This window comes from Bacillus sp. TE8-1 (genome assembly GCF_008368855.1).
Taxonomy (GTDB): domain Bacteria; phylum Bacillota; class Bacilli; order Bacillales; family Bacillaceae_G; genus Bacillus_A; species Bacillus_A cereus.
This window is the reverse complement of the sequence record NZ_QPET01000029.1, coordinates 1-13,135: the sequence shown is the minus strand read 5'-3', so window position 1 is coordinate 13,135 and position 13,135 is coordinate 1. Positions and strand designations below refer to the sequence as shown.

Below are 13,135 nucleotides of genomic sequence, written 5' to 3'. Positions count from 1 at the left end.
ATTTAGAAATTAATAGGGAATTGAAAAATATATTATTTATAAAAAAATATTGTATCTAGTAGAAAGTAAATAATATGTTAAACAGTTAAGTGTTGTTATATTATGGATATAAAGGGGGGGAAGGAATGCCATTAGCTAACTACTATATGAATCTTCCATTTGATTTATCTGGTTCTATTGCAAAGAATAGATTTCGCAATGAGATTCTTTGGGGATTAAAAAAAATGTTTGATTTATACAAAGAAGATATCGAATTTACAGTAGTGTTTGATTACAGTTGTGATATTGAAGTTCATAAAGAGAACTGTTTTGAATTTTATCAAGTTAAAACTCAAAATGACAATGGAACATATACAGTTAATAAATTGACCAAAAAAAATAAAAGTGGAGATTCAGTAATCGGAAAGCTGTATAAGTTAAAATATAATCCTTCTGGAGATGAGTGTGAGGAAACAAAAGTTGCATTAGTTTCAAATGTACCTCTTAATGATGGTAAAAAGGTTCATAATAACTTTGAGATGGTAGAATTAAATAAAATTGACCAAAAAGCTATAGTGTTAATAAAAAAGTGTATTAAAGATGAGTTGAATTTAAAAAAAGATATTAGTCTTGAAAATGCAGATTTTATAAAAACTGGAATGGACCTTGTAAATCCGGAGAAAACATTAATAGGCGAGACAGTGTTGTTCTTTGAGGAGAAGTTTAATTGTGAACCAAAAAAAGTAAATACTTTATATAGATTACTGCAAAGTGAGGTCTTTAATAAAGCTTCTTTTGAATTACAATTAACCAATTATGATGAAGTTTTAAAGAAGAAAGGAATAAATAAAGAATTCCTCGATGAAGTATTAAATAAGTATATTGAAAATACTGATACAGCGGTAGATGAAGTGAGAAGATTTATTGGTAAACAATTTGAAAATAATTTTAAAGCTAGATTGAAATTAAATACAGCCCTTATGCAGGTTTCATCGAGTTTGCGTAGTAATAAACAACTTAAAAATATTGAAGGTCAAATTGTTGAGTACATACAAGATCAGATAGACATTTTACCCGAATCAGATATAGAAATTGTTGAACATATTAGCGAGAAAATGTATTACTTAAAAACACCTGAGATAAGTAAGGAAGAGCTTCAGGTATTAATTTTATTAGTGTTAAAGAGATTAGAGGAGGGAGTGTATGAATAGATTATTGATGAATTCCCTGTGGATTTTTGAGCTGAAAAATAAGCTTGCGAAAAGAGTTGATTTCAAAAAAGGGATAAATATCGTTACTTCTGATCAAGAGGACGGTAATGATGTAGGAAAGTCTGTTCTTTTAAAAAGTTTATATCATACTTTAGGAGCAGATGGTATATTTGATGATAAATGGGAAGAAATATCAAAGGTGTACATAGTAAGTATTGATGTTAATGGTGATGAATACTATATACATAGATATAATAAGATATTTAAAATATTCACAAAAGATTTCCAGAAATTGTTTGAAACCAATAATAGATTGGAGCTATCATATTTTCTAAAAGAGATATACGGTTTTTGTGTTAGGTTACCGGATAGGGATGATAATAGATTAGAAATAACTCCACCAGTTTTTTCTTATTTATTAAACTATGTTGATCAGGATTATATGAGTGGTTCAAAATTTAGTTCTTTTAAAGCATTAACTCAGTATACAAATATTAAAGAAGATACTATTTATAATCATTTTGGTATATATAATGAAGAGTACTTTGAAGCCTCAAAATTGATAGAGCAGTTAAAGAAAGAAGAAAAAAATCTTTCTGAAGAAAAGAAAATTATTGATAGTATGTTGAAGAGGATTAAAGAGTATCTTAAAGGTATGGATGTTACAAGTAATTTAGAATCTTTGAATATTGAATTAGAAAAAAGTAAACAGGAATATACAGAGATAGTTATTAACTTGAAAAAAGCAAAAAATTCTCTGATAACACTGAGAAATGAAAAGATGGAATTGGAAGAGAGCATTAAAGACCTTCTAAAATTGAAGAAATCTAAAGAAGGAGAAGTTCAAAAAGTTAATGAAGGTGTGTGTCCTACTTGTTCACAGTATATCGATGATATTGGTTTGAGGATATCAGAACATAGTGAATTAGAAGATTTTGTTATAATGAAAAATCAACTGGATGAATTGCTACTAGAAGCAAACAGAAAACTTGAAAAGAAAGAAGTTCATTATACTAATTTATTACAGAAATTTGATGAATTTGAAAAAGGAATGAGTATTAATCAAGGGAGTATATCAGATGCTCTTAAGCATAGAGGCTACATTGAAACGCAAGATAGTATGATTAAGGAATATGGCATAGTTGAAAATAAATTAAGCATAAACAAAGCGGATATACAAACGCAGAAAAAAATTCTAACTAAGTGTAGTGAATTAAAAAAGAAAGCTAATGCCTTGTATGAAGGTTATATGATCGATTCTATCAATAAGTTTGGATTAGAGGAAATTAGTCTAAATAAGGTGAAGAGTATTAAGAATAATCTTACACCTAGGGGGAGTAACATTCCAATTTCAACGATTATTTGGTACTTTAACTTATTGAAAATTAAGGATGAATTGAATAGTGAGAGTATTAAATTTCCATTAGTTTTAGATAGTCCTAACAATGTAGAACTAGACGAGAATAAGCGTAAAGCATTGTTTAATTACATATTTACCAATAAGAATGAAGATACACAACTTATTTTATCAACATTAGGATTTGATTTAAAAGATTATAAAGAAATTAAATTTTCCAGAATAATCAAGTTAGAAAATAAAAAGTATGGTTTATTAAATACTGTAGACTATGAAAATAATAGAGATATTTTAGAAAAAATATTCGAAGCTTAAAAGTTATATCATAGGCTAGTCGCTCGGCTTTTGGGTAAACATCTTCTATGAATTAGGTGGGTGTGAAAAATCTCTAATTAACCGGTCGAGCCTTATAAAAAGTAGTGGACAAGGAGATGTAATATATGGAATTTGACACGAAATTGTATAAGTCTTTTTTTATTTTAAGATCGACAAAGCAGTATTTTGACTTTCTTCAAAGTAGCGGTCAAGGAAGGTATGAAGGGAATCGGTATAGATTCTTTATATCTAAAGAAGCAATTAAAGAAGACAAATGTGAATTAAAGTTAATTTGGGAAACTGAGAAGGAGATAAAAAGCGAAAGAATAGATTCTTCAGGAGAAATTGTAACTGATATACAATCCATAAATGAAGTAAATAAATCACTCATATGGATTTATAACGATGAAAATCCCTTTATTTTTGTTTTTACTACAAAATATACTCTATTAAAAGATATACAGGATATTCTATTCGCGGAGTTTGGCATTTCATCTCAAAACATATCTTTTACAAATGATTTTTTTAAGCATCTTATTAACTCAGATAAAGTTGATGGAGTTCAATCAGCATCTTTTAGAACAAATAAAGAGAATTCTTCATCTATTACAATATCTGGTGATTATATTCACAAGAGTTATTTATATGATAATACTGTTAAACAGGGAAATGAGATTACCGAAATGAAGGTTGTTCTAAGGGAGGCAAGTAGGGTTAAGATATACAAAAACTCGAAGATTATAATTTATAATGCAAATTCAAAAGATGAAATTTTTAAAACAATCTTTAATATAAGGTTCTTAATAAAAGAAGGGGGATACTTTTTTGAGTAAATTATATGATTTTTTGTCTAAAAACCCTTTTTTTATTACTATAACTGGTCTAGCCTCATTAATATCATTATTTGTGTCGATAACAAATGATACATTCGTACTTTGGTCAATACTTGCAATATCTATTTTTATGCTAATAACTTTAATTATATTAGTTCAACAAAATTCGAGAATGTTTAGAAGGCTAGATGATTTAAATTGTGATATTTTTAATCAAAATGTTGATTTGGAAATTTCTGAGAATGACGAAAAATATATCTCTCAATTACCAATTATAATTGTTATGACCTCTTTTTTAACACCAGAGACTGCTAGTAAGAAACCAATAGTTGAAGTTCAAATTGATTTTCCACCTCAATTGAATTTAGATTTCAATTTTTCAAATGAAAACATTACACGGCAAGAGTTTAATTCAAATAGTATTAAATTTAAAGTTACGTTAAAATCTGAGGCAACAATTATCACGATTCGCTCGTTGAGTTTGAGTAGGGAAGAAGTATCGGATTTTGAAAGAACAAGCCGAAAGATTAACATTGTATTTGAAAGCGATCTCTTTCCTCAACCTAAAAAAGAAAGCTTATTGGTATCTGTATAAGTATAATCAATCGGAGTTAGATTTGAGTTTATGGATTAAATGAGTTAGTTATAAGTTGTGATTGGGTAAGATGAGTATTTTTTGTATTACTGAATCTTTTATCTCTATATTCTTATATTAGGTAGGAAAATGTTTATGATACTATGGCTGAAATAACTCTGAGGAGTAATTTTTTGTAGTGTTCTTCTATAGATAACACTGGAGCTTCTCCTAATATTTAATATGTTCTTATTAGAAATACAAGGCTTTAGATTATATATCTATAGAAGTTATTTATGGAGGTGCCATATGCTAACCATTAATAAAGTACTAGAATTTGCAGGTTTAGATATGTCAAAAAATATTAAGATTGCAAGACATCAGGATACTCGAGATATAGATGTACACGAATTGTATGCTAGTGGGCATTTCGAAGTGTATCAATCATACCAAGAGAAAAATAGATTCAAGGATTGTGATTATCTTGTTTCCTGTCTTGGGATTGAGAACAACCAAGCTGTATTTATAGGAGTTTATGAGGTGAAAAAAACAACTGAGATAAGTGGTTTTCCTGATAATTTAGATGTTCCTTATAGAGGAAAAGCTAAGCTTCATAGTAAATATAGGTATGACTTAGAAAAACTATCTGGATTTGAGGAATTGGAAAACAGACTTGTAATCAAGTGGCAGAATATAGCTCAAGCTTGGTGTATGAAGATTGATACAAATGAAAAAGAGGTTGTTCAATTATTACCTAAGGGGTATGTGAAGGATTTTCCAGGATATTTAGAGCTCAATTTATATTATAGAGAACTTCAAGGTATTATGAGTGATCCTACTGCGAATGTGGTTTGGCACAGAATGCTTTCTTCAGTAGGTGGAGTCTATCTTATTCTAGACACAAAAGATGGAATGCAATATGTTGGATCTGCCTCCGGAAAAGATGGGATATTTGGACGTTGGAAAGAATATGCCAAGAATGGACACGGTGGAAATAAAAAACTAAAAGGACTTCTTGAAATCGATCCTGAACGAGTTCAGAAATTTAGATTTACTATTCTTCAGACACTACCAAGAACATTAACTAGAAATGAGGTCTTACTTGAAGAAAGTAAGTACAAAGATAAGCTAGGTTCAAGGGCATATGGTTTAAACTTGAATTGAACTTAATCACAATTGGTCTCACTTCTTTATAGAGAAGGAGATGTTTGTTGTCTAAAAATTGACTTGTGGAGTATTTTTTATAGTTATGTCTTGATTTTAACAAAGATATGATCTTAATAATTATTTGTATAGGGGAATAAAAATGAAATGCGAAATAGAATATGAAGATTTAAAGAAAGACTATAATGGTTTTCAACCATATTTTGAAGTTAATAGAGGCTCAGTAGAAAAGCTTTTCTTGCATTATTTAACACAAGGTAATTCAAATGATTTTAATACTTTTCTAAAACAGAACACTGATATGGCAGTCTCTAATGAATTCAAACAAAAATTCATATATAATAGTACATTATGCTTTTATAGAGCTTTTGATTTGTTTTTAGCATTATTAACCCTTAAATCACGCAAATTTTCTACGTGGTCTGAGGTAACTGCATATTATAGCAAATTTTATATTATTAAAGCGATTTGTTTTACCTTTCAAAGGGGTTATATGGTTTTAAATACATCAAAGAATGAACCTTTGAAAAATAAAAATGATAAAAAGTTTTTTTTTACGTTTGATAGTGGTATACAAGTATATAACCAAAAAACAATTGAATATAAACTCTTATTTGAAAATAATTTAGGTTCTCATCAGGTGTGGTGGACTTTACTAGAGACGTTAAAAGGAGTGAAGGGGTTAAGAAATCAAAGATTTCAATTTCTATTGGATCAATCTTTAAGCAATCCAGCAATTAGAAATGAAGTGAATTACTCACTGGAATACTTAGAAGGTTTTAATGAGTTGGAATGGTTTGATACCAATATTAAGGAAAGATTTAATAGAAATAGTACTCTTTTTTATCATAAAGATTTTACTTCAAAAGATCGTTATTTTTATAATATTCATCCTGAAGATATTGATGAAGGAGAATACTATACAGATTTGAGGGTTTTTATATGGGAATCACTTCTTTGTTACCTGGAAATTACAAAAGACTTGTTAGGTGAAAATTTCCTGTTAAAAATGGATAATATAGTAGCTTTATTAGATGAACATCATATTAAGGATATTGATTCATCTCTAGAAAATAATATGAAGATGGCACTTCAGCAGATACTCAAGTCTTAGTCTTCTTTGAACTAAAAAAATTTTTTCTAGTATTTTTTAATGGGAATGAGATAAACCCACCAACATCCCGTTGTGTTGTCAATTACACTTCACACAAGTGGAGTATGTAATCAGTGCAGCAATGGATAGTATTATCAACGCTGCACTGGTCCAATCTTAAAATAAGTTTTAAAAATCTAATCATATTACTTAATATTTGCTAACAAAATGCTAACATTTTGCTAACGCAGTCTAATAAAAAACGTAATTTCTCGTTAAAGATGTTACAGACAAATGCTGGGAAAACACTAATTTGACGCGTTTTTATGAATTAGAGTGCAAGATGTTACAGCACCAAAAAATATGGGCGGAATGATGTAATTCCGTTTGCCCTAAAAAAACATCCATTTCTATATAGAAATGGATGTTTTTTTATGTTTTTTAGAAAAGGAAATGAATTTCTGTAGAATTTTGTCGCTTTCTCTCTTGACCATATTGATACTTCATTGTTAGAATCTAGGAAGATAATATAAAACGATCCTTCATATATCCTCAATGATATGGTTTGAGAGTCTCTACCGGGTTACCGTAAACAACCTGACTATGAAGGCAGTGTGTCTTATATTTATAAAGAGCGGAGACTATCTTTCTTTATAAAGCCAGACCCCTGCCTTTTCTTTGTTATGAGACTAGAGGCGGAGGACTGGCTTTTTTTATTATATTGGTAATGCTTTTCGCCAAATTGGTGAAAATATTTATATACGAGAACTAACGTTGGGGTGATTATTTTGAAGAAACAACACGATACAATTATCGTTTTAGATTTTGGAAGTCAATACAATCAGTTAATAGCACGTCGAATTCGTGAGTTCGGTGTATACAGTGAACTTCATCCACATACAATTACTGCAGAAGAAATTAAAGCAATGAATCCAAAAGGGATTATTTTCTCTGGTGGACCAAATAGTGTATACGGTGAAGGTGCATTACATTGTGATGAAAAAATCTTTGAACTAGGTTTACCAATCTTCGGTATTTGTTACGGTATGCAGCTTATGACGCAACACTTCGGTGGTAAAGTAGAGCGTGCAAATCACCGTGAGTACGGAAAAGCTGTTCTTAAAGTAGAGAACGAATCAAAATTATATGCGAACCTTCCAGAAGAGCAAGTTGTATGGATGAGCCATGGCGACTTAGTAACTGGTTTACCTGAAGGATTCGTAGTAGATGCAACAAGTGAGTCTTGCCCAATTGCTGGTATGAGCAATGAAGCGAAAAACTTATACGGTGTACAATTCCACCCAGAAGTACGTCACTCTGAGCACGGTAACGATTTAATTAAAAACTTCGTATTCGGCGTATGTGGTTGTTCTGAAGGATGGAACATGGAGAACTTTATTGAAGTAGAATTAGAAAAGATTCGTGAAACTGTTGGAGACAAAAAAGTACTATGCGCACTTAGTGGCGGTGTAGACTCTTCTGTTGTAGCAGTATTAATTCATAAAGCAATTGGTGATCAATTAACATGTATTTTCGTTGACCACGGTTTACTTCGTAAAGGTGAAGCAGAAGGCGTTATGAAAACATTTAGCGAAGGCTTCCATATGAACGTTATTAAAGTGGATGCAAGAGACCGCTTCATGGACAAGTTAAAAGGTGTAGAAGATCCAGAACAAAAACGTAAAATCATCGGTAACGAATTCATTTACGTATTTGATGATGAAGCGTCAAAATTACAAGGTATGGACTTCTTAGCGCAAGGTACACTTTACACAGATATCGTTGAGAGTGGTACAGCAACTGCACAAACAATTAAATCTCACCATAACGTTGGTGGACTTCCAGAAGACATGCAGTTCAAATTAATTGAGCCTTTAAACACGTTATTTAAAGATGAAGTACGTGTATTAGGATCTGAACTAGGAATTCCTGATGAAATCGTATGGCGTCAACCATTCCCAGGTCCTGGTCTTGGTATTCGTGTATTAGGTGAAATCACAGAAGAGAAATTAGAAATCGTTCGTGAATCTGATGCGATTTTACGTGAGGAAATTATTAAAGCCGGCTTAGATCGCGAAATCTGGCAATACTTCACTGCGCTTCCTGGTATGCGTAGCGTAGGTGTTATGGGTGACGAGCGTACTTACGATTACACAGTAGGTATCCGTGCAGTAACATCTATCGACGGTATGACAGCTGACTGGGCACGTATCCCTTGGGACGTATTAGAGAAAATCTCTGTACGTATCGTAAACGAAGTAAAACACGTTAACCGTATCGTGTATGATGTAACGAGTAAGCCACCAGCAACTATTGAGTGGGAATAGTATTTATAAAAAGGTCCATCTATTGCTTATGCATAGATGGACCTTTTTTATTTTGGTATTAATACGAACGAAAATATAAAAATTTATAAAAATGTTCGTTTTTAAATTGACAAAACTACTTCGTCGAGTTAATATGATTATGTAATTCAAACGAAAAGTGAATATTATGCCGTCGTATAATATCGGGGATATGGCCCGAAAGTTTCTACCTAGCTACCGTAAATGGCTTGACTACGAGGCGTTTGTATAAAGGTGAGGGGAATCTTATCTTTATTTATAGAACGCTTCCATGTATATATGCAATGGAAGCCTTTTTTATTTCTCGGGATAAAAGAGGGCTAGGGTGAAATACGGCGAGTAATCATATAACGGGGGAAACGTAAGATGAAACGCTATTTTCAGTTTGATGAGCTCGGTACGAATTATAAGACTGAGTTCATAGCAGGGTTAACGACATTTCTATCTATGGCTTACGTACTGTTTGTCAATCCTGCTACGCTGTCGCTTGGAAATGTTAAAGGGTTACCAGCAGGTACAGGGATGGATCCAGGTGCAGTATTCGTTGCTACGGCATTAGCGGCAGCGATCGGTTCGTTAATTATGGGTATTTTCGCGAAGTATCCAATTGCTTTAGCGCCAGGTATGGGAATTAACGCGTTCTTTGCTTATACAGCAGTGTTAACGATGGGTATTCCATGGCAAACAGCAATTGCCGGAACATTAATGTCAGGTATTATCTTTATTATTCTTACTGCTTCAGGTATTCGTGAAAAAATCATTAATGCAATTCCATCGGAGTTAAAGTTTGCAGTAGCAGCAGGTATCGGATTGTTCATTGCATTCCTTGGATTCCAAAATGCAGGAATTATCGTGAAAAATGATGCGGTTCTTGTTGGGTTGGGGGACTTAACAAAGGGCACAACGTTACTAGCAATCTTCGGGGTTGTTACGACAATCATCTTCATGATTAAGAAAGTTAATGGTGCAGTATTTTACGGTATGATTCTTACAGCGATCTTAGGAGTGGCAACAGGATTAATTGATACTCCGAAAGCTGTAGTGGGAGCAATACCGAGTCTAGAACCAACGTTCGGCGTGGCGTTAACGCACTTCGGAGATATTTTTACAGTTCAAATGGGGATTGTTATTATAACGTTCTTCTTTATCGATTTCTTTGATACAGCAGGTACGCTTGTAGCGGTTGCGAATCAAGCTGGATTAATGAAGAACAATAAATTACCACGTGCAGGAAAAGCATTATTTGCAGATGCGATTGCAACTGTAATTGGTGCGATCTTGGGTACATCAACAACAACGTCTTATATTGAATCTTCTGCAGGGGTAGCAGCGGGTGGACGTTCTGGATTTACAGCAGTTGTAACAGCAGGATTCTTTTTACTGGCACTATTCTTCTCACCATTACTAAGTGTTGTAACACCAGCTGTAACGGCACCAGCATTAATTATTGTAGGGATCTTGATGGTTTCTTCTTTAGGGGAAATTGATTGGAAGAAATTCGAGATTGCAGTACCAGCATTCTTTACAATTATCTCTATGCCACTTACGTATAGTATCGCAACTGGGATTGCGATTGGATTTATCTTCTATCCAATTACAATGGTAGTAAGTGGTCGTCGTAAAGAGGTTCATCCGATTATGTATGTTATGGGAGTTTTATTCGTACTATATTTCATCTACGTTCGTAAATAAAAGGGGTTTTTTAAAGGTCTAGACTTAAGGGGAGTCTAGACCTTTTTTGCGTCTTCAGAAAATCTTAAGGATTTCCGAGCGTTTTTCTTCAGAAGTTTTCCTATAATAGAAGTTAGGGATTAAAAAAGTGATGGGGGAGATATTGTGGCACACGAAACAATACTTGTCGTAGATGATGAAAAAGAAATTCGGAATTTAATTACAATCTATTTAAAGAATGAAGGATATAAAGTATTACAAGCAGGAGACGGAGAAGAAGGATTACGTCTACTGGAAGAAAATGAAGTACATCTAGTCGTATTAGATATTATGATGCCGAAAGTGGATGGTATTCATATGTGTATGAAAGTAAGGGAAGCGAAAGAAATGCCTATTATTATGCTTTCTGCCAAAACGCAAGATATGGATAAGATTTTAGGGTTAACAACAGGAGCAGATGATTACGTAACGAAGCCGTTTAATCCGTTAGAGTTAATCGCACGAATTAAATCTCAGTTACGCCGTTATATGAAAATGAATGGTTTCGCTATTCAAAATGAGGACGAGTTAGAAATTGGGGAGATGAAAATCAACATCTCGACCCATAAAGTTATTGTAGAGGGAGAAGAAGTGAAACTAACTCCGAGGGAATTTTCAATTTTAGAATTGCTAGCTAGAAATCCAGGTATGGTGTTTAGTGCGGAGCAAATTTATGAAAAGGTGTGGAATGAACGATCTTTCCAGTCTGATAACACTGTAATGGTGCATATTCGAAAAGTGCGTGAAAAGATTGAGGAGAATCCAAGGAAGCCTAGATATATAAAAACAGTATGGGGAGTGGGGTATAAGATTGAAAAAGATATTTAATCCGTTTACTTATATAAGGAAAATAAGAGAATTAATTGAGAAATTAGTAAAGAGCGTACGAAAGAGTATAAGGATTCAATTGATTACTACTTTTGCTGCTTGTGCGTTATTAGGAGTTTTGTCAGCAAAGGCAGCAGCGCCGTTTTTTGAGAATGCGAATCGTCAAGCAACTATCGATTATCGGGCTGGTATGGAACAAATTAATCACCAAGCTCAAGGAGCGGCAAATAGTTCGGTTCATGAAAATAAATTAGAAGCTATATCAAATATGATCGAAATGGAGAACCAAAATTTAGAGCAAGGGTCTAGAGCTTTGAAGATATTGGTTACTGATGAAAGTGGTAAAGTTTTATATAAAACAAAGCAAGCGCAAGAAGAGCAAATCGATTTGCATAATACGATTCGTAATGCAGCATCATTCGCGATTAATTATACAGATGGTAGAAATGTATTTGAAAGTACAAGAAAAGAGTTTATATCTTTTTCACCTATTACTATTGAAGGAAAGAATTTGTACATGTTTGTTAGCGGAATTCCGGAGGGAGAGGTAATATATGACACGCAAGAAGGACCATTCCCGTTTTTAATTGGTGTACTTGTATTCATTTTCTCTTTCTTCTATATAACAAAGAGAAAGATGAAGCAGATTGAAGCGATGGCACAAGGCGTAAAGGAAATAGAAAGAGGTAACTTAGCCTACCGCATTGAGAAAAAAGGTGAAGATGAGATTGCAGCTTTAACTGAGAATATTAATAATATGGCAGAAGAGCTTATGAATAATATAGAAAAGGAACGTAAATTAGAAAAGCAAAAGAATGAGCTTATCACAAATGTATCGCATGATTTGCGTACACCACTTACTTCTATTATGGGTTACTTACGATTACTTCGAGATTCTAAATATGAAAATAAAGAACAACACGATGAGTATACGAGAATTGCTTTTGCAAAGTCGGAGCAGTTAAAAAATTTAATAGAAGATTTATTTGAGTATACGAAGTTAACAAATGAACAAGTTGTATTAGAAAAACAAGAAGTATGTGTAAATGAGTTGCTTGAGCAATTAATAGAAGAGCTAGTACCGCAAGCGGAAGAGCATGGACTTACGTTTGTTAAGAAGTTTCCTGAGGAACGTGCTTATGCATCGATTGATTCGGAAAAGATGGTTCGTGTATTTGATAATTTACTAATGAATGCAATTAAGTATAGTAAAGATGATGGAGAGATAAAAGTTTCTCTTCAAAGGCAGCGTAGGGATATACAAATTGTAATTGCGAATCATAGTGAAGCGTTTACGAGAGAAGAGTTAGCGAATTTGTTTGAACGTTTCTATAAGAAAGATCAATCTCGAAGTAGAGTAACGGAAGGGTCGGGGCTCGGTTTAGCGATTGCGAAAAGTATTGTTGAGTTACAAGGTGGTAGTATTCGAGCGGAATATAGGGATGGTATTATTCAATTTATCGTCTCGTTACCAATTATAGAGAAATAATAAATGAATAGAATGATATGTGATAAAAAGGCTTATTTTAAAAGAAATAAGCCTTTTTATATTTTTTATAAAAACGTATTGACGATTATACTTTAGAGGTGTAATATAGAACAAGTCGCCGATGACATTAACGTCGAAAGCGACAAACGAAATAAAAAACTTAGTTGACATCAATTAACGAAAGTGTTAACATAAGGAAGTCGCAAATGAGCGACCAAGTAGTTCTTTGAAAACTGA

The 13,135-nt window shown here is 32.7% G+C and carries 10 protein-coding genes and 2 riboswitches; all 10 genes read left to right on the top strand.

Going from position 1 to position 13,135, the window contains the following annotated elements:
• Positions 1–125: 125 nt before the first annotated feature.
• The 10 genes from DN404_RS25165 (at position 126) to ampS (ending at position 12,898) form a co-directional block, all read left to right on the top strand.
• A complete protein-coding gene (locus tag DN404_RS25165; RefSeq protein WP_149215594.1) occupies positions 126–1,190 on the top strand; it encodes a dsDNA nuclease domain-containing protein in 1,065 nt (354 codons plus the stop codon).
• Positions 1,183–2,862 carry a hypothetical protein gene (locus DN404_RS25160; RefSeq protein WP_149215593.1) on the top strand — a complete coding sequence of 560 codons (1,680 nt, stop codon included), beginning with the start codon at positions 1,183–1,185 and terminating at the stop codon, positions 2,860–2,862. The genes DN404_RS25165 and DN404_RS25160 overlap by 8 nt, the downstream gene beginning before the upstream one ends.
• A gap of 125 nt (positions 2,863–2,987) precedes the next feature.
• Positions 2,988–3,695, top strand: a complete 708-nt coding sequence (locus DN404_RS25155) for a hypothetical protein (RefSeq protein ID WP_149215592.1) — start codon at positions 2,988–2,990, stop codon at positions 3,693–3,695.
• Entirely contained in the window at positions 3,688–4,290 is a 603-nt protein-coding gene (locus DN404_RS25150) for a hypothetical protein (protein ID WP_149215591.1), read from the top strand. The genes DN404_RS25155 and DN404_RS25150 overlap by 8 nt, the downstream gene beginning before the upstream one ends.
• Positions 4,291–4,578: 288 nt before the next feature.
• Positions 4,579–5,433: a GIY-YIG nuclease family protein gene (locus DN404_RS25145; RefSeq protein WP_149215590.1), complete on the top strand. Its 855-nt coding sequence runs from the start codon at positions 4,579–4,581 to the stop codon at positions 5,431–5,433.
• A 142-nt stretch (positions 5,434–5,575) separates the two neighbouring features.
• Entirely contained in the window at positions 5,576–6,547 is a 972-nt protein-coding gene (locus tag DN404_RS25140) for a hypothetical protein (RefSeq protein ID WP_149215589.1), read from the top strand.
• Between the two features lie 501 nt (positions 6,548–7,048).
• A riboswitch (purine riboswitch) is annotated at positions 7,049–7,150 on the top strand.
• 164 nt (positions 7,151–7,314) lie between these two features.
• A complete protein-coding gene (gene guaA, locus DN404_RS25135) occupies positions 7,315–8,853 on the top strand; it encodes a glutamine-hydrolyzing GMP synthase (RefSeq protein ID WP_000743909.1) in 1,539 nt (512 codons plus the stop codon).
• A 152-nt stretch (positions 8,854–9,005) separates the two neighbouring features.
• A riboswitch (purine riboswitch) is annotated at positions 9,006–9,107 on the top strand.
• Positions 9,108–9,237: 130 nt separating this feature from the next.
• Positions 9,238–10,563, top strand: coding sequence for an NCS2 family permease (locus DN404_RS25130; RefSeq protein ID WP_000833096.1), 1,326 nt, complete (start codon positions 9,238–9,240; stop codon positions 10,561–10,563).
• A gap of 144 nt (positions 10,564–10,707) precedes the next feature.
• Positions 10,708–11,409 carry a response regulator transcription factor gene (locus tag DN404_RS25125; RefSeq protein ID WP_000929885.1) on the top strand — a complete coding sequence of 234 codons (702 nt, stop codon included), beginning with the start codon at positions 10,708–10,710 and terminating at the stop codon, positions 11,407–11,409.
• Positions 11,393–12,898 carry an aminopeptidase AmpS gene (ampS, locus tag DN404_RS25120; protein ID WP_149215588.1) on the top strand — a complete coding sequence of 502 codons (1,506 nt, stop codon included), beginning with the start codon at positions 11,393–11,395 and terminating at the stop codon, positions 12,896–12,898. The genes DN404_RS25125 and ampS overlap by 17 nt, the downstream gene beginning before the upstream one ends.
• Positions 12,899–13,135 lie beyond the last annotated feature (237 nt).

Coding starts and splice junctions, on each gene's coding strand:
- DN404_RS25165 (WP_149215594.1), top strand. CDS start 126: ATGCCATTAGCTAACTACTATATGAATCTTCCATTTGATTTATCTGGT.
- DN404_RS25160 (WP_149215593.1), top strand. CDS start 1,183: ATGAATAGATTATTGATGAATTCCCTGTGGATTTTTGAGCTGAAAAAT.
- DN404_RS25155 (WP_149215592.1), top strand. CDS start 2,988: ATGGAATTTGACACGAAATTGTATAAGTCTTTTTTTATTTTAAGATCG.
- DN404_RS25145 (WP_149215590.1), top strand. CDS start 4,579: ATGCTAACCATTAATAAAGTACTAGAATTTGCAGGTTTAGATATGTCA.
- DN404_RS25140 (WP_149215589.1), top strand. CDS start 5,576: ATGAAATGCGAAATAGAATATGAAGATTTAAAGAAAGACTATAATGGT.
- DN404_RS25130 (WP_000833096.1), top strand. CDS start 9,238: ATGAAACGCTATTTTCAGTTTGATGAGCTCGGTACGAATTATAAGACT.